Here is a 15,345-nt window from a genome sequence, read left to right as displayed (position 1 = left end):
CGGGGGTCCGCTTGGTCCCGCCTTTCCGCGTCCGCGGGGTCCGGCGGCCCGTCGGGATCCGGCTCGAGGACCCGGGGCTCCGCCCCGCACCCCGTGCCTCGAACGCCGGCGGGGCCGGATCGGGTCAGGCCGGGGTCGTGGCCGGGCGGTGGCGGCCGGCTGCGGCGGCGGCCAGCCGGCCGAGGGCCTCGTCGCGGGCGCAGGCATGGGCGCCGAGCGCGGTGTGCCGGGCCACGATGCCCCGCTCGGCCCGCATCAGCCGGTAGCCCCGTCGCAGCAGGAACGTCACCGACTTGCGCCCCTCCCGCAGATCCCCGCACCAGCCGCCGCCGGAACGTCGTGGACGGCCGGCCCCGCAGGCAGATCGCGTCGGCGAGCAAGCCCAGCTCCTGGCAGCGGGCCACGACGTCGGCCGCGAAGATGCCCTCCGCGATGAACAGCGGCGTCCGGGAGATGTCCAGCGCCTCCGTCCCGACCCGGGAGGACGTCGCGATGTCGTAGACGGGGACCTCCGTACGGCCCGTCGCGCACAGCTCCTCGATGGCCGCCACGGCGGTGTCCGCGTCCCAGGACAGCGGGGAGTCCCAGTCGATGTCCGAGCTCCCCTCGACCAGCGGAAGGGTCGGGTCGTCCGCCTCTTTGTAGAAGTCGTCCAGGCGCAGTACGGGGAGCCCCGAACGGGCCGCCAGCGAGGACTTGCCGGAGCCTGAGGGTCCGGTCAGCAGCACGACGCGCGTCGGCAGGGGAGAAGAACAGCTCACGGGACACCAGTCTGAACCATTAATCCCTGTAGGGGACCCCTCCGGTGGCCGGTTGGTATCAAGGATCACACGTCAACTACGCTGCGTGCGCACGCGACTACGACCACAGGCGGGAACCATGGCACGTCACGCAGCTCCGCACAGCTCCCCGTTGCGCACCGCAGGCCTCACCGTCTCCATGGCGGGCGCCGCGCTCGCGATGGCCGCGGGCGGCGCCCAGGCCGGTGAGCTCGACGTCCCGGCGGCGCTGGCCGGGGTCACCGACCCGATCTCGAACCTCAAGGTGAACCCGCTGGCCCACACCGGTGTGGACCCGCTGGACAACGGCGTCGCTACCCGGGTCGCCGACTTCCCCGCCGTCGGCACCACCATGGTCACGGGGATCCTCACGCAGGGTCCGTCCGTCGGCGAGCTGCCCGGGGCGGCCGCGTCCTCGCTGCTCGGGCCGGTTCTGAAGAAGTAGGAGAAGAAGGCCCCGGCAGCGCGGGGATGCTGCCGGGGCCGGTTCTTGGGGGTCTTCTAGTACGAGGACCCGCCCGAGCCCAGCGACCCCGTCGGGTGCCAGACCGTCTTGGTCTCCAGGAACGCCGTCATGCGGCGGGTGCCCGGGTCCGCGGTCCAGTCGTCCACAGGCTGTGGACGCAGGACGCGCTTGAGGTTGTCCGCCGCCGCGATCTCCAGCTCCTTGGCCAGGGCGACGTCGGCGCCCGCCAGGTCGATCGCGTTGACGTCCTGGTGGGAGGCCAGGTGCGGGCCCATCTCGGCGGCCTTGCCGGAGAGGATGTTGACCACACCGCCGGGCAGGTCGGAGGTGGCCAGCACCTCGCCCAGGGAGAGGGCGGGCAGCGGGGACTTCTCCGAGGTGATCACGACCGCCGTGTTGCCGGTCGCGATGACCGGGGCGATCACCGAGACCAGGCCCAGGAAGGACGAGTCCTGGGGGGCGATCACGGTCACGACACCGGTCGGCTCGGGGGTGGAGAGGTTGAAGAACGGGCCCGCGACGGGGTTGGCCCCGCCGACGACCTGGCCGATCTTGTCGGTCCAGCCCGCGTACCAGACCCAGCGGTCGATGGCCGCGTCCACGACGGCTCCGGCCTTCGACTTGGACAGGCCCTCCGCCTCACCGACCTCGCGCACGAACTGGTCGCGGCGGCCCTCGAGCATTTCGGCGATGCGGTAGAGGATCTGGCCGCGGTTGTAGGCCGTGGCGCCCGACCAGCCGCCGAAGGCCTTGCGGGCCGCGACGACCGCGTCGCGGGCGTCCTTGCGGGAGGACAGCGGCGCGTTGGCCAGCCAGTTGCCCTTGGAGTCCGTCACCTCGTACACCCGGCCGCTCTCGGAGCGGGGGAACTTGCCCCCGACGTACAGCTTGTAGGTCTTGAAGACGTTCAGACGGGTCGTCGACTCAGACATCGAGGTAGCCCTCCAGGCCGTGGCGGCCGCCCTCGCGGCCGAAGCCCGACTCCTTGTAGCCGCCGAAGGGCGAGGTCGGGTCGAACTTGTTGAACGTGTTGGCCCAGACGACACCCGCGCGGAGCTTGCCGGCGACCGCCAGGATGCGCGAGCCCTTCTCCGTCCAGATGCCCGCGGACAGGCCGTACTGGCTGTTGTTGGCCTTGGCGACGGCCTCGTCGGGCGTACGGAAGGTCAGCACGGACAGCACCGGGCCGAAGATCTCGTCGCGGGCGACGGTGTGCGCCTGGGTGACGTTCGTGAAGAGCGTCGGGGCGAACCAGTAGCCGGCGGACGGCAGCTCGCAGGCGGGGGACCAGCGCTCGGCGCCCTCGGCCTCGCCGGTCTCCGCGAGCGCGGTGATCCGGGCGAGCTGCTCGGCGGAGTTGATCGCGCCGATGTCGGTGTTCTTGTCGAGCGGGTCGCCCAGGCGCAGGGTCGACAGGCGACGCTTCAGGCTGTCCAGCAGCTCGTCGTGGATCGACTCCTGGACCAGGAGGCGGGATCCGGCGCAGCAGACCTGGCCCTGGTTGAAGAAGATGCCGTTGACGATGCCCTCGACGGCCTGGTCGACGGGGGCGTCGTCGAAGACGATGTTGGCGCCCTTGCCGCCCAGCTCCAGGGTGACCTTCTTGTCGGTGCCGGCGACGTGGCGGGCGATCTTCTTGCCCACGGCCGTCGAGCCGGTGAAGGCGACCTTGTTGACGTCCGCGTGCTCGACGAGGGCCGCGCCCGCGTCGCCGTATCCGGTGAGGATGTTGACGACGCCCTTGGGCAGGCCCGCCTGGCGGCAGATGTCCGCGAAGAAGAGCGCGGAGAGCGGGGTGGTCTCGGCGGGCTTCAGGACGACCGTGTTGCCGGTGGCGAGCGCCGGGGCGATCTTCCACGCCAGCATCAGGAGGGGGAAGTTCCAGGGGATGACCTGGCCGGCCACGCCCAGCGGGCGCGGGTTCGCGCCGTAGCCCGCGTGGTCGAGCTTGTCGGCCCAGCCCGCGTAGTAGAAGAAGTGCGCGGCGACCAGCGGGAGGTCCGCGTCGCGGGTCTCCTTGATCGGCTTGCCGTTGTCCAGGGTCTCCAGGACGGCGAGCTCGCGGCTGCGCTCCTGGATGATCCGGGCGATGCGGAAGAGGTACTTGGCGCGCTCGGAGCCGGGCAGCGCGGACCACTTCTCGAAGGCCTTGCGGGCGGCCCTGACGGCGCGGTCCACGTCGGCGGCACCCGCCTGGGCGACCTCGGCGAGGACCTCCTCGGACGACGGGGAGACGGTCTTGAAGACCTTGCCGTCGGCGGCGTCGGTGAACTCGCCGTCGATGAACAGCCCGTACGAGGGGGCGATGTCGACGACCGAGCGGGACTCGGGGGCCGGTGCGTACTCGAAAACAGAACCCATGGTGATCAGTCCACCGTCACGTAGTCGGGACCGGAGTAACGCCCGGTGCTCAGCTTCTGGCGCTGCATCAGCAGGTCGTTGAGCAGGCTGGAGGCGCCGAAACGGAACCAGTGGTTGCTCAGCCAGTCCTCGCCCACGGTCTCGTTGACCAGGACCAGGAACTTGATCGCGTCCTTGGTGGTCCGGATGCCGCCGGCCGGCTTCACGCCGATCTGGATTCCAGTCTGCGCCTTGAAGTCGCGGACGGCTTCGAGCATGAGGAGCGTGTTGGCCGGGGTGGCGTTGACGCCCACCTTGCCCGTCGACGTCTTGATGAAGTCGGCGCCCGCGAGCATGCCGATCCAGGAGGCGCGGCGGATGTTGTCGTACGTCGACAGCTCGCCGGTCTCGAAGATGACCTTGAGGCGGGCCGCGGTGCCGTCGGGGCGGACGCAGGCCTCCTTGACGGCCTTGATCAGCTCGTACGTATCGAGGTAGCGGCCGGCGAGGAAGGCGCCACGGTCGATGACCATGTCGATCTCGTCGGCGCCGGCGGCGACGGCGTCACGGGTGTCGGCGAGCTTGACGGGCAGCGCGGCGCGGCCGGCCGGGAAGGCGGTCGCGACGGAGGCCACCTTGACGTCGGCGCCGTTCAGGGCCGCCTTCGCGGTGGCCACCATGTCGGGGTAGACGCAGACCGCGGCGGTCATCGGCGTCGTACGGTCGGTCGGATCGGGGTTGACGGCCTTGGCGGAGAGCGCCCGGACCTTGCCCGGGGTGTCCGCGCCTTCCAGCGTCGTCAGGTCGATCATCGAGATGGCCAGATCGATGGCGTACGCCTTGGCCGTCGTCTTGATCGAACGGGTGCCGAGGGCGGCCGCGCGGGCCTCCAGTCCGACTGCGTCGACGCCGGGCAGCCCGTGCAGGAAGCGGCGCAGCGCACTGTCGGACGTCGTCACGTCAGCGAATGCGGTGAGGGTGGTGGGCATGGTCACCACATGAGCATATCTACGCGCGTAGCGGCCTGTCACCCCCTCCCCCCGAATCGGCCGGTTCCGGTGCGGAATCGACACCTCCGGCCGCTGTTACGCGGCCATGACAGGAGGCGGATCCTCCCGTCGTACGAGATCCTTAGATTTCTTTTCAGCAGCCCGCCACACCTGACCCGGTGAACCAGACCGAACAGACCCGACGCGGCATGCGACTCTCCTCCGCCCTGCTCGCCCACGCTCCAGGAGTCGTTATGCGTACCGCCCTCCGCACCTCGATCGTCACCGCCGCCCTCGCGGGCGCGATGCTCGTACCGGCCGCCGGCGCCGCGTTCGCGGCGCCCGCCGCGGCCCCGCAGACCGCCGCGGCGTCGGACAGCAGCCGCTACGAGGGCACTCCGGTCTACATCGGCGAGGGCATGGTCGCGGTGCTGCGCAACGAGCAGGAGGGCCCCGAGGCCTGGATCCGCGAAGTCGGCCCGGACTGGAAGCCCGGCGACACCTACCTGGTCCGCGTCGTGACGAAGCTGGACCGGACCGCACCCCACGACAAGGCCAAGGGCCTGGACCTCGAGCTCACCAAGGCCGCCGGCGCCCACCCCGTGCTCGTCGTCACCGCCGGGGACGGGAGCAGCCGGTCGTACCCGCTGCCGGCGGGCGAGGCGAGCACGGACTGCCGGGTGGGGCCGGTGGGGCTGTCCATGGGCGCGGGCGTGAACGCCGAGCTGTACGTCTCCGAGCAGGGCCCGAAGGCGGTCCTCTACCACTCCGGCGACGACGGCCGCGGCTTCGCCCAGCTGGACCGCACCCACCCCTCGCTGCCGGAGTCCGCGGGCATCATCGCCCGGATCGTGAACCCGAGCGGCGCCACGCCCGTCATGGAGTGGAAGACGCAGGGCGGCAGCAGCGAGCTGGGCCGGGCCCCGTTCCCCGCCTTCCCCAAGGGCTGCAAGCCGAACTACCAGTTCACCGACGACAAGCCGGTGACGAAGCCCACCACCCCCGCGCCCGCCCCGGCGAAGCCGCAGACCGCCGGCCAGACCTCGGTGGTGCCCAAGGGTCCGGTCGCCGCGGGCGCCGAACTTCCGGCCGAGGCCGCCGCGGACACCGGCGGCGCCACCACCGTGGCGGCGGGCGCCGGCCTGATCGCCGCGTTCGGGGCCCTGGGTGCCAGCGTGGTCCTGCGCCGCCGCCGCGCCGCCCAGGACTGACGCCCCTCGTCCCGCAGGCGTCCCGCATGCCTCCTCCCGCTGCCCCTCCTCCGGCGGGCCACCGACCCGGTGGCCCGCCGGAGGCCGTCCCCGGAGCTCTCCATGGCCCACCGCGCCGCCAGCCCGCTGCTCGCCGCCGTCCTCCTCGCCGCCGCACTGACCGGCTGCGGCGGCGCAGCCACCCCACCGGTGGCCGCCGCTCCGCCCCCGGACGCCGCCCCGCCCGCCGTCACCCCCACGACCGCCCCCGCGGCCGCGTCCCCGGCCGCCCCGATGCCCGCCGCCGCGCCCGTACGCGTACGGATCCCCTCGGCCGGAGTGGACGCCTCCCCGCTGCTGACGCTGGGGCTGGCGGCCGACGGCACGGTCGAGGTGCCCTCCGTCGCGGAGGGGGACGAGATCGGCTGGTACGGCAAGGGAGTCACCCCCGGCGAGACCGGCCCCGCCGTGCTGATCGGCCACTTCGACACCGTCCGCGGCCCGGCCGTCCTCAAGGACGTCGCGCGCGTCCGCACCGGCGACGAGATCACGGTCTCGCGGGCCGACGGCAGCACCGCCGTCTTCCGCGTCCGCGAGCTGGAGCAGGTCGACAAGAAGCGGTTCCCGACCGACAAGGTCTACGGGGACACGGACCGGCCGGAGCTGCGCGTCATCACCTGCGGCGGCCGGATCACCGACGGCCACCGGCCCGACAACATCATTCTGTACGCCGATCTCGTGGGGTGAGACGGCGTGGGGCAGAATCGGCCCCATGAGCAGCCAGCAGCAGCCGACCGACGAGCCCGTCTACGACGACCGGGTCTACCGCTCCTCCGCGTCCGTGGTCACCGGGGTGCTGCTGCTCGCGCTGACCGCCTGGCTCTGCGGGGACGCGGTGGTGCGCGGCTCCGGGAACACCCCGTGGGTCGCCCTCGCGCTCGCGCTGTGCGTGGTCCCGCTGATCGTGGCCTTCACGATCCGTCCCGCCGTGTTCGCCAATGACGACCGGATGCGCGTACGGAACCCCTTCCGGGTCATCGAGCTGCCGTGGGCGGCCGTGGACGCGGTGCGCGCCGGGTACTCGGCGGAGGTGCTGGCCGAGGGCTCGAAGTACCAGCTCTGGTCGGTCCCCGTCTCGCTGCGGGAGCGCAAGAAGGCCAGCCGGGGCCAGCTCAGCCGCCGCGGCGGGCTCACCGGCCGCGGAGCGTCCGCCCCGGACGGCGCGAAGCCGCAGACGCCGGCCGAGCCGCAGCGGGCGGGCGCCGACAAGGTCGTGGACGAGCTGCGGGAGCTGGCCGAGCGCGGGGCCTCGCGGGCCGGGGCCCAGGGCAGCGTGCGCGTGCAGTGGTCGTACGAGATCATCGCGCCCGCCGTGGCCGGCGCGGTACTGCTGATCGTGCTCCTCGCGACGTCCTGACCGTACGTGCCCTCGTACGTGCCCGCGCACGTGCTCCCCACCACACCCCTTCCGTGGCGGAACCAGCGCTACCGGCCGGTGCGTCCTCGCAGGTGTGCAGCGTCATGAGGCCGGCGGCAGCGCCGCCACCGCCATTCATCTCCGGTTCCGGCTCCTGGGCGTCGTCCTGCTGGCCGCCCACCTCCTGGTCGTCGGCTGGCTGACGCTGCGACCACTGGACGTGCCCTGGGCCGAGGCCGCGAACCTGACTCTCCTGGAGGGGATCCGGGCGGATCTCGCCCAGGGGCCGCTGGAGGGCGCCCGCCGGATCGGCGAGGGGCTGGCGCTGCTGGCCCCGCTGGGTGTGCTGCTGCCGCTGATCAGCGGGCGGGTCGCGCCGTCGGCGCTGTCCGCGTGGTCCTCGCTGGCCCGGACGGCGGCCGCGGGCGCACTGGTCTCGGTGTCCATCCTGATGCTCCAGAGCGCTGTGCCGGGCCAGGTCGTCGACGTGGACTCGGTCCTGCTGAACACCGTCGGCGTGCTGCTGGCGCACGCGGCCGTCGTACCCGCTCTGCGGGCCCGGATCCGGCGCTCACGCACCGCTTATCAGGGGCCCACCCCGAGAATTTCCAGGGTCGGGCTCGGTCCGTGGACCGAGGTTCTCTCCGCGGTTCCCCGGGAGTATTGAGACATCGCAAGCTGAGCTGGTCTTCAGAACAGCAGAACAGCGATCCCGGTGAAGGAGAACCCCATGAGCGCCATTGTCCGCCCCCGTGACGGTCGTTGGATCGGCGGCGTCTGCGCCGGACTGGCCCGGCGTTTCGGAATTTCCGCCAACACGATGCGCGTCATATTCGTCATCTCGTGCGTGCTGCCCGGCCCGCAGTTCCTGATCTACCTGGCGCTGTGGCTGCTCCTGCCGAACGAGAAGTCCGCCTCCACCGCCTGGTAGCCCGCGCCCGCGGGCCGGGGCCGGTCCGGACGGCCCGTCGGCCGGCCGGGATCAGCCGGCCTTCTGGACCTTCTCCAGCTGCTTGTCGGCGACCTCCTGCGGCACCTGCGTCCTCTGCTGGGCCGCGGCGACGTTGAGGGCCATCAGCCGCACGATGGTGTCGCCCTCGCGCACGACGACCAGGTGGACCTGCGCCGAGACGCCCTGGGCGGCGGCGGTCGTGGTCCAGCTGACGCTCTCGTCGCCGGACGTGCGGTAGTCGGCGGCGCGCACGTCGCGGTAGCTGCCGGTCTGCTTCTCGACGGTGGCCGTGAAGCCCGTACCGCAGGCGGGCACGGCGGCCTTGAGGCGGGCGATCAGCGCCTTGGCCCCGCTCTCGGTGTACGAGCTGACGGAGGCGGAGACGGCGAGCCCGACCTGCTTCTGGGAGCCGACGCCGCGGTTGACGGTCTCGCGCGCGGCCGGGTCCGGCTTGTCGCCCATGATGTCGGCCAGCGGCTGGCAGGCCTTCTTGTCGGCCTGCGGCTGACCGTCCGGGGCACCGGGGTTCTTGCCCTGCGCCGAGATCTGGTAGCCGGGCAGGTCGCCCTGTTCCAGCGCGGACCGCTCGGCCTTGGTGCCGCCGCTCTTGGGCGCGGCGGAGCCGCCGGGCGTCGCTGCGGGGGCGCCGGGCGCGCCGGAGGCGGGGCTCGCGGACCCCTTGGGATCTGGGCCCTTGCCCGGCGGGGCGCTGTCGGGGCTGTTCGAGCCGCATCCGACCGCGGCGAGCAGCAGGGCGGGGAGCAGCGCGACCACGGTCGCTCGTACCTTCATGCGCATGACCAAGGACCTCATACCGCGGATGTCGGCGGGCAGTTGGTGGCGATCGTGACACACCGCACGGCGGCGCACACACTCCGTCGAAGAGGTGTGCGACCGCCGTGGGCGCGTTCGCATTGCGACAGCGTCAGCCGTTGAGGGCACCGGTGACGGGGCCCAGCAGGCCGGTGACGGCCTTGGTGGGGTCGCTCGGTCCGCCCTCCTCGGAGTTCATCTGCTGCTGGCTGGTCACACCCTGGAGCGCTCCGGTGGCGGTGCCCAGCGCGTCGGTGAGGCCGACGGCCGGAACGGCCGAGGCGGTACCCGCGGCGACGGCGGCGAACGCGGCACCGAGAGCGGCGGTACCGAGGATCTTGGCAGCTGACTGCTTCATGAAAACGTGTCCTTGCGACGGGGAATTGAGCGGCTCCGAAAGCTAGCCACTTCAAACCCCCGCCCGCAAACATCATCAAATACGAGAAAGCGCCCGGGAATTGCTCCTCCCGGGCGCTTTCCGTACGTCATGCCATGGCCTACACCGAGACAGAACCGCTGGTGGAAGCGGTCTGCTGGAACAGCCACTCCGACTTCAGCTCCGCGTAACCGGGCTTGATGACCTCATTGATCATGGCCAGTCGTTCATCGAAAGGAATGAACGCCGACTTCATCGCATTGACGGTGAACCACTGCATGTCGTCCAGCGTGTAGCCGAAGGTGTCCACGAGGTGCTCGAACTCGCGGCTCATGCTGGTGCCGCTCATCAGGCGGTTGTCGGTGTTGACCGTGAGCCTGAAGTGCAGCTTCCGCAGCAGACCGATCGGGTGCTCGGCGTACGAGGCGGCCGCGGCGGTCTGGAGGTTCGAGGTCGGGCACATCTCCAGGGGGATGCGCTTGTCCCGGACGTACGAGGCCAGGCGGCCCAGCTTCACCGAGCCGTCGGCGGCGACCTCGATGTCGTCGATGATCTTCACGCCGTGGCCGAGGCGGTCGGCGCCGCACCACTGCAGGGCCTGCCAGATCGACGGCAGGCCGAAGGCCTCGCCCGCGTGGATCGTGAAGTGGTTGTTCTCGCGCTTGAGGTACTCGAACGCGTCGAGGTGGCGGGTGGGAGGGAACCCGGCCTCGGCGCCGGCGATGTCGAAGCCGACCACGCCGTTGTCGCGGTAGCGGTTGGCCAGCTCCGCGATCTCCAGCGCACGGGCGGCGTGGCGCATCGCGGTCAGCAGGGCGCCGACGCGGATGCGGTGGCCGTTGGCCTTCGCACGCCGCTCGCCCTCGCGGAAGCCGTCGTTCACGGCCTCGACGACCTCTTCGAGGGTCAGGCCGGCTTCCAGGTGCTGCTCGGGGGCGTAGCGGATCTCGGCGTACACGACGCCGTCCTCGGCCAGGTCCTCGGCGCACTCGGCGGCGACCCGGAAGAGGGCCGCCTTGGTCTGCATGACCGCGCAGGTGTGCGCGAAGGTCTCCAGGTAGCGCGGCAGGGAGCCGGAGTCGGCGGCTTCCCGGAACCAGATGCCGAGCTTGTCGGCGTCGGTCTCGGGGAGGTTCTCGTAGCCGGCGTCGCGGGCCAGCTCGATGATGGTCCCGGGGCGCAGCCCACCGTCGAGGTGATCGTGCAGGAGCACCTTCGGGGAGCGGCGGATCTGATCCGGGGTCGGCAGGTTGGGGGTCTCGCTCGTCATCTGGGCACTCTAGCTCCTACGCGCGTAGAGCGGGTGCCGACCGCGTGCGCCGATATGTAACAGAGACCGCACGGACGGATGTCGTACACCTCGGCGTCTGAGACTGTTCCGCCATGGCACAGCATGCGCCGCCGGTGCGCGGGGCCCGCCTGGGGCGGGCAGCCGGCGCGAGAACCGGCTCGGGTTCGACGGAAAGCCCGGTCAACGGGGTGGTGCTCCTGCTTCCCGGAGCGTCCAGATTCTCCCCCGGCCCGCTGCGCCCGCTCGGGCGCGCGCTGGCCCGGGCGGGCGGTACGGAAGGGCTGGTCGCGCACACCGTCATCCACGGCGGGGGAGCCTCCCGCGAGGAGCAGGCGGGGTGGGCGGCGGACGAGGCGGTACGGCGGTACGGGGACGTGCCCGTGTGCCTGGCCGGGTACGGCGCGGGCGGCCTGGCCGCGCTGCGGGCGGCGGGCCACGCGGCCGTCAACTCGGTGGTCTCGCTCGCCCCTTGTTTAGGGGACGCGGCCGCGGCGGACTCGCCGGAACCGGTGAAGCAGCTGTCGGGGCGGCAGGTGCTGATCGTGCACGGCACGAACGACGCGCGCAGCGATCCGGAGGCGTCGTTCCAATTGGCGGCCCGGGCCAAGAAGGCGAACCGTTCCACGTGCCGGTTCGAGGTCCACTCCGACGGGCACGGACTGCGCGAGCACCAGCCGGAAGTGGTGGCGCTGGCCGTGGACTTCGTCCTCGGCGCGGTGTGCTCGGGGCGGTACTCGCGGCCGGTCACCGACGCTCTTGCCGCTCCCCCGCCGCTGGGCCTGCGCATGCCGCTGGCCTCCGGTTACGGGCGCTCGCTCCGCCGCTGAGGCCGGGGCCCCGCGCGGGCGCGGTACGACGAGGCCATGGCGCGTACCGTGGGGAGTGGACTCGGGACCTTCTCCTCCCGGAGGCGATGGACCATGGCCGCAATGGTGTCGAAGAGCTTCGACCAGCCCGACGAGACCCGGCCGTTCGTCGACGGCAAGGGCAGGCTGGACCTGCTGGAGACGAGCAGCGGCACCGCCCTCGGGCGCGCCACCTTCGAGCCCGGCTGGAAGTGGTCGGACCACGTCAAGCCGCTGGCCGGGACGGACAGCTGCCGGGCCGACCACACCGGGTACGTGGTGAGCGGCCGGATGAAGGTCGTCATGGACGACGGGGAGAGCGCCGAGTTCGGCCCCGGCGACTACATGCGGGTGCCTCCCGGGCACGACGCCTGGGTCCTGGGCGACGAGCCCTGCGTCACCCTGGACTGGACCGGCTTCGCCGACTACGCGAAGCCGAAGCCCTCGGGCTGACGGATCCGCCGATCCGCCGGGCGGATCAGACCGGCGGCCCGGTCCAGGATGCGGGCCAGTGCGCCCGAGGTCGGGGCGGTGGCCAGGACGTAGGCGTGGTGCAGGCCGCCCGTCGGGGCGCGGCGGACCGTGGCCCCGGGCGGGATCTCCAGCTGGACGCGGACCACCCCCGGCACGGCCCGCGCCGCGGCGATGCCCGGCCGGACCCCGCCGGGTCCGCGGCCGGGCGGGAAGTCCACGTACCGCAGCCCGGCGTACGCGGCGCGCGGGGTGCGCACGGGCTCGGGCAGGCCCAGTCCGGCGGCGAGCGCGAGGGCGAGCACGTCGGTGCCGTGGGCGATCCGCAGCAGCCTGCCGAACTCCTCGCCGCCGGGGCGGGCGTGGGCCTCGACGAGACGGGGGCCGCGCGCCGTGAGGATGACCTCGGTGTGGGAGGGGCCGTCGCGGTGTCCGGCGAGGTCGAGGACGCCCCGTACGAGGGCCCGTACGGCCTCCGCCGTCGAGGGGTCCAGGGCGACCGGCAGGTCGTGGCCGGTGGCGGTGAGGCGCGGGCCGGTGAGGCGGCGGGTCCAGCCCAGGACGCGGTGCCGGCCGCCGCGGGAGAGGGCTTCGACGGCGATCTCCGGCCCTTCGAGGTACTCCTCGACGAGCAGGTCGGTGATCTCCGGGTAGCCGCGGGCGGCGGCCCGCGCCTCGGCCTCGTCGCGCACCAGCCGGACCCCTTCGCCTTCGGCGCCCGCCCGGGGCTTGATGACGCAGGGGTAGCCGATCAGGGTGGCGACGAAGGGGAGGGTCTCGGCGCGGGAGCAGCGGGCGAAGGAGACGGGCCGGCCCGGGTGCAGGGTGTTGGAGCGGGCGCGCAGGGAGGCCTTGTCCATGAGGGCGGTGACGGCGGCGGTGGGGGTGCCGGGCAGGCCCAGTTCCTCGTTGGCGCGGGCGGCGGCCAAGGCTCCGGCGGCGTCGAAGCCGAAGACGGCGGCGCGGCCCCGGCGCACCGCCTCCATCCGGCCGACCGCCCCGACGAGGTGCCGGTGGTCGCGCCAGTCCGTCCGTACCCGCCGCTCCGCCCCCTCACGGTCGGATGGCACCGATGGATCCGGCGCGACCACCACGGTGCGGGCGCCCGCACGGCGGGCGGCCGCCACCACGGCGGGTCGCGGGCTCAGCAGGACAGCCACGGGCCCCCGTCCATCACTGGGTGTCCCCTGCCGCATGCCGCGCTCCCCCCTCACGCCGTGCGACCACTGTGCCCCCTTCGGCATATGCCGAAGGGGGCCTGACAGGGGTCGTCTTGCCGCCTTGCGGGAATACGAGGGGTTTACGAACAGACACAGGCCGGGACGAATAGGCATATGCCAGCCGATCAAGCCGAAGCACTGAGCCCCGCGGCCCGGCGCCTCTACGCGTACGCCGCCGAACGGCACGCCTTCGACGCCGCCGAGGCCACCGAGGCCCTGGGGGTGCGCGCCGCCGCCGCGATCACGGAGCTGGCCGCCGCGCACCTGCTCCAGCGGGCGCCCGGCGGCGGGCCCGACCGGTGGAGCGCCGTAGCGCCCCGGGCGGCCGCGGCGCGGGCACTGGCCCCGCTGACGCAGCTCGTGCGGGAGACCCATGACGAGATGGACCGGCTGCGGGGGCGGCTGGAGGCGCTGGTGCCGGCGTACGAGGCGGGGACCGCGCACCGGGACCTGAGCGGCTCGGGCCGCCTGGAGCTGGTGACGGACCTCGGGGCGGTTCGGGGGCTGATCGCGGAGCTGGTCGCGGCGTGCGAGCGGGAGCTGCTGACCTCGCAGCCGGGCGGCGGGCGGCCGCTGGAGACCCTGGAGGAGTCGATCGGCCGGGACGAGTCGCTGCTGGCGCGCGGGGTCCGGATGCGGACGCTCTACCAGCACACGGCCCGGTACTCGCGGCCCACGGCGGCGTACGTCGAACGGGTGACGGCCCTCGGCGCGCAGGTACGGACGCTGGGCGACGGGCTGATGCGGATGCTGGTCTTCGACGACCACACGGGCCTGATGGCCGTCCCGGACCGCAGCGGGGCGGCGCTGGTGGTGCGCGAGCCGAACGTCGTCCACTTCATGCGGGGGGCCTTCGAGCGGTCCTGGCTGGGCGCGGAGCCGTTCCCCACGACGGTGAGCCCGGAGGCGGCCCGGTCGATCTCGGACGAGCTGCGGCAGACCATCGTGCGGCTGCTGTCCGAGGGACTGGAGGACAAGGTGATCGCGCGGAGGCTGGGCATGTCGGAGCGGACCTGCCAGCGGCACATCGCGGAGATCATGCGGGCCATCGGGGCCAAGTCCCGCTTCCAGGCGGGCTACTTGCTGGCCCCTCCGCCACCGGTCGCCTCCGGGGGCGGAACCGGGGACTAGTGACCTGAGTCGGAGATCTCCTGGTAGATCTCCGACTCAGGTCACTAGGCGGGCGGTTCGAGTTCGGGGATCAGGCGGCCGCGGCGGGACAGCAGGAAGCGCTTGAACTCGGCCACCGGCGGGGTGTCGGGGTGGCCGTCCAGCCAGGCCAGGCCGATCTCGCGGACGGCGCGCGGGGCCGTGACCGTCAGCTCGACGACGCCCGGGCGGGCCACGGCCGGCGGTGGCAGCAGGGCCACGCCCAGCCCGGCGGCGACCAGGCCGCGCAGGGTCTCGGCCTCCTCGCCCTCGAAGGCGACCCTGGGGGTGAACCCGGCCTCCGCGCACAGGTCGTCGGTGATGCGGCGCAGGCCGTAGCCGGGTTCCAGGGTGACGAAGGTTTCCTCGGCGGCCTCGGCGAGGCGGATGCGCTTGCGGCCCGCGAGGCGGTGGTCGTCGGGGACGACCAGACGCAGCCGCTGCTCGTCGAGCCGGCGGGCGACCAGGTCGGGGGCGTCGGGCAGCGGCGAGGTGAGGCAGAGGTCGAGTTCGCCGGCGCGCAGCCGCTCCAGCATGGCCTCGCCGTAGTTCTGGACCAGGGAGAAGCGCACGCGCGGATGGTCGGCGCGGAAGGCCCGGATGAGGCCCGGTACGGTCTCGGGGCCCAGGGTGTGCAGGAAGCCGAAGGCGACCTTGCCGAAGGCCGGGTCGGCGTCCTGCTGGACGGACTCGGCCGCGCGGGCGATGCCCTCAAGGGCCTGTTCGGCGGAGGCGAGGAAGGTGCGGCCGGCCGTGGTGAGGGCGACGTTGCGGCCCTTGCGGGCGAACAGCGTGACCCCGAGGTCCTGTTCGAGGCGGACCATGGCCCGGGACAGCGTCGACTGGGGGACGCCCAGCTCGTGGGCGGCCCGGGTGACGTGCTCGTGCCGGGCCACGGCCGCGAAGTACGCGAGGCGGGGGGCCAGCAGACGTGTCACGGACGCGTCTTCTTCGTAACGGTTCATTGACAGGCGCCGCCCTGAGCTGTGCTGATGCGTGAGGGGATCGATTATCGCGAATCCGTGCATTGGACGCATCAAAATGACC

At 72.7% G+C, this 15,345-nt stretch carries 17 protein-coding genes and 1 pseudogene; 9 read left to right on the top strand and 9 right to left on the bottom strand.

What is annotated here, in order from left to right:
* Positions 1-124 precede the first annotated feature (124 nt).
* Positions 125-722, bottom strand: a pseudogene (locus ACTVZO_RS25980) (uridine kinase family protein).
* Positions 723-879: 157 nt separating this feature from the next.
* Between ACTVZO_RS25980 and ACTVZO_RS25975 the strand changes: the two are divergent.
* A complete protein-coding gene (locus ACTVZO_RS25975) occupies positions 880-1,224 on the top strand; it encodes a hypothetical protein (RefSeq protein ID WP_443300649.1) in 345 nt (114 codons plus the stop codon).
* Between the two features lie 56 nt (positions 1,225-1,280).
* Here ACTVZO_RS25975 and ACTVZO_RS25970 read toward each other — a convergent pair whose 3' ends face one another.
* From ACTVZO_RS25970 to deoC, 3 genes are read right to left on the bottom strand one after another with little or no spacing between them, the layout of a single operon-like run.
* Positions 1,281-2,177, bottom strand: coding sequence for an aldehyde dehydrogenase family protein (locus tag ACTVZO_RS25970; RefSeq protein ID WP_443300647.1), 897 nt, complete (start codon positions 2,175-2,177; stop codon positions 1,281-1,283).
* Positions 2,170-3,606, bottom strand: a complete 1,437-nt coding sequence (locus tag ACTVZO_RS25965; RefSeq protein ID WP_443300646.1) for an aldehyde dehydrogenase family protein — start codon at positions 3,604-3,606, stop codon at positions 2,170-2,172. Before ACTVZO_RS25965 ends, ACTVZO_RS25970 begins: the two co-directional genes overlap by 8 nt.
* A gap of 5 nt (positions 3,607-3,611) precedes the next feature.
* Positions 3,612-4,574 carry a deoxyribose-phosphate aldolase gene (gene deoC, locus ACTVZO_RS25960; RefSeq protein WP_384216745.1) on the bottom strand — a complete coding sequence of 321 codons (963 nt, stop codon included), beginning with the start codon at positions 4,572-4,574 and terminating at the stop codon, positions 3,612-3,614.
* A 254-nt stretch (positions 4,575-4,828) separates the two neighbouring features.
* Here deoC and ACTVZO_RS25955 point away from each other — a divergent pair, with 254 nt between their 5' ends.
* The 5 genes from ACTVZO_RS25955 (at position 4,829) to ACTVZO_RS25935 (ending at position 8,112) form a co-directional block, all read left to right on the top strand.
* Complete coding sequence (locus ACTVZO_RS25955; protein WP_443300645.1) at positions 4,829-5,785, top strand: hypothetical protein; 957 nt, start codon at positions 4,829-4,831, stop codon at positions 5,783-5,785.
* A 102-nt stretch (positions 5,786-5,887) separates the two neighbouring features.
* Positions 5,888-6,511: a class F sortase gene (locus tag ACTVZO_RS25950; RefSeq protein WP_443300644.1), complete on the top strand. Its 624-nt coding sequence runs from the start codon at positions 5,888-5,890 to the stop codon at positions 6,509-6,511.
* A gap of 25 nt (positions 6,512-6,536) precedes the next feature.
* Positions 6,537-7,181 (top strand): PH domain-containing protein, encoded by a 645-nt coding sequence (locus ACTVZO_RS25945; RefSeq protein WP_443300643.1) that lies wholly within the window; start codon positions 6,537-6,539, stop codon positions 7,179-7,181.
* 94 nt (positions 7,182-7,275) lie between these two features.
* Positions 7,276-7,848 carry a VanZ family protein gene (locus tag ACTVZO_RS25940; RefSeq protein WP_443300642.1) on the top strand — a complete coding sequence of 191 codons (573 nt, stop codon included), beginning with the start codon at positions 7,276-7,278 and terminating at the stop codon, positions 7,846-7,848.
* Between the two features lie 63 nt (positions 7,849-7,911).
* Positions 7,912-8,112, top strand: coding sequence for a PspC domain-containing protein (locus ACTVZO_RS25935; protein ID WP_443300641.1), 201 nt, complete (start codon positions 7,912-7,914; stop codon positions 8,110-8,112).
* Positions 8,113-8,163: 51 nt separating this feature from the next.
* Here the strand turns inward: ACTVZO_RS25935 and ACTVZO_RS25930 are convergent, their stop codons facing one another.
* From ACTVZO_RS25930 to ACTVZO_RS25920, 3 genes are all read right to left on the bottom strand, one after another.
* Positions 8,164-8,925 carry a hypothetical protein gene (locus ACTVZO_RS25930; RefSeq protein ID WP_443300640.1) on the bottom strand — a complete coding sequence of 254 codons (762 nt, stop codon included), beginning with the start codon at positions 8,923-8,925 and terminating at the stop codon, positions 8,164-8,166.
* A 133-nt stretch (positions 8,926-9,058) separates the two neighbouring features.
* Positions 9,059-9,304: a hypothetical protein gene (locus ACTVZO_RS25925; protein WP_362308239.1), complete on the bottom strand. Its 246-nt coding sequence runs from the start codon at positions 9,302-9,304 to the stop codon at positions 9,059-9,061.
* A 139-nt stretch (positions 9,305-9,443) separates the two neighbouring features.
* Entirely contained in the window at positions 9,444-10,592 is a 1,149-nt protein-coding gene (locus ACTVZO_RS25920) for an adenosine deaminase (protein ID WP_443300639.1), read from the bottom strand.
* A gap of 113 nt (positions 10,593-10,705) precedes the next feature.
* Here ACTVZO_RS25920 and ACTVZO_RS25915 point away from each other — a divergent pair, with 113 nt between their 5' ends.
* Positions 10,706-11,440 carry an alpha/beta hydrolase gene (locus tag ACTVZO_RS25915; protein WP_443300638.1) on the top strand — a complete coding sequence of 245 codons (735 nt, stop codon included), beginning with the start codon at positions 10,706-10,708 and terminating at the stop codon, positions 11,438-11,440.
* Positions 11,441-11,533: 93 nt separating this feature from the next.
* Complete coding sequence (locus ACTVZO_RS25910) at positions 11,534-11,911, top strand: cupin domain-containing protein (RefSeq protein WP_443300637.1); 378 nt, start codon at positions 11,534-11,536, stop codon at positions 11,909-11,911.
* On the opposite strand, the gene ACTVZO_RS25905 is transcribed toward ACTVZO_RS25910, so the two are convergent.
* Entirely contained in the window at positions 11,884-13,089 is a 1,206-nt protein-coding gene (locus ACTVZO_RS25905) for an ATP-grasp domain-containing protein (protein ID WP_443300636.1), read from the bottom strand. The genes ACTVZO_RS25910 and ACTVZO_RS25905 overlap by 28 nt on opposite strands.
* A 174-nt stretch (positions 13,090-13,263) precedes the next feature.
* Here ACTVZO_RS25905 and ACTVZO_RS25900 point away from each other — a divergent pair, with 174 nt between their 5' ends.
* Positions 13,264-14,280: a LuxR C-terminal-related transcriptional regulator gene (locus tag ACTVZO_RS25900; RefSeq protein WP_443300635.1), complete on the top strand. Its 1,017-nt coding sequence runs from the start codon at positions 13,264-13,266 to the stop codon at positions 14,278-14,280.
* Positions 14,281-14,324: 44 nt separating this feature from the next.
* Here the strand turns inward: ACTVZO_RS25900 and ACTVZO_RS25895 are convergent, their stop codons facing one another.
* Positions 14,325-15,263 (bottom strand): LysR family transcriptional regulator, encoded by a 939-nt coding sequence (locus ACTVZO_RS25895; RefSeq protein ID WP_384216614.1) that lies wholly within the window; start codon positions 15,261-15,263, stop codon positions 14,325-14,327.
* Positions 15,264-15,345: the final 82 nt, after the last annotated feature.

The sequence above is a fragment of the Streptomyces sp. IBSNAI002 genome (assembly GCF_052244475.1).
GTDB lineage: Bacteria > Actinomycetota > Actinomycetes > Streptomycetales > Streptomycetaceae > Streptomyces.
This window is presented reverse-complemented; position numbering and strand designations above follow the sequence as displayed.

Coding starts and splice junctions, on each gene's coding strand:
- ACTVZO_RS25925 (WP_362308239.1), bottom strand. CDS start 9,304: ATGAAGCAGTCAGCTGCCAAGATCCTCGGTACCGCCGCTCTCGGTGCC.
- ACTVZO_RS25895 (WP_384216614.1), bottom strand. CDS start 15,263: ATGAACCGTTACGAAGAAGACGCGTCCGTGACACGTCTGCTGGCCCCC.
- deoC (WP_384216745.1), bottom strand. CDS start 4,574: ATGCCCACCACCCTCACCGCATTCGCTGACGTGACGACGTCCGACAGT.
- ACTVZO_RS25950 (WP_443300644.1), top strand. CDS start 5,888: ATGGCCCACCGCGCCGCCAGCCCGCTGCTCGCCGCCGTCCTCCTCGCC.
- ACTVZO_RS25910 (WP_443300637.1), top strand. CDS start 11,534: ATGGCCGCAATGGTGTCGAAGAGCTTCGACCAGCCCGACGAGACCCGG.
- ACTVZO_RS25900 (WP_443300635.1), top strand. CDS start 13,264: ATGCCAGCCGATCAAGCCGAAGCACTGAGCCCCGCGGCCCGGCGCCTC.
- ACTVZO_RS25915 (WP_443300638.1), top strand. CDS start 10,706: ATGGCACAGCATGCGCCGCCGGTGCGCGGGGCCCGCCTGGGGCGGGCA.
- ACTVZO_RS25930 (WP_443300640.1), bottom strand. CDS start 8,925: ATGAAGGTACGAGCGACCGTGGTCGCGCTGCTCCCCGCCCTGCTGCTC.
- ACTVZO_RS25955 (WP_443300645.1), top strand. CDS start 4,829: ATGCGTACCGCCCTCCGCACCTCGATCGTCACCGCCGCCCTCGCGGGC.
- ACTVZO_RS25965 (WP_443300646.1), bottom strand. CDS start 3,606: ATGGGTTCTGTTTTCGAGTACGCACCGGCCCCCGAGTCCCGCTCGGTC.
- ACTVZO_RS25970 (WP_443300647.1), bottom strand. CDS start 2,177: ATGTCTGAGTCGACGACCCGTCTGAACGTCTTCAAGACCTACAAGCTG.
- ACTVZO_RS25945 (WP_443300643.1), top strand. CDS start 6,537: ATGAGCAGCCAGCAGCAGCCGACCGACGAGCCCGTCTACGACGACCGG.
- ACTVZO_RS25935 (WP_443300641.1), top strand. CDS start 7,912: ATGAGCGCCATTGTCCGCCCCCGTGACGGTCGTTGGATCGGCGGCGTC.
- ACTVZO_RS25975 (WP_443300649.1), top strand. CDS start 880: ATGGCACGTCACGCAGCTCCGCACAGCTCCCCGTTGCGCACCGCAGGC.
- ACTVZO_RS25920 (WP_443300639.1), bottom strand. CDS start 10,592: ATGACGAGCGAGACCCCCAACCTGCCGACCCCGGATCAGATCCGCCGC.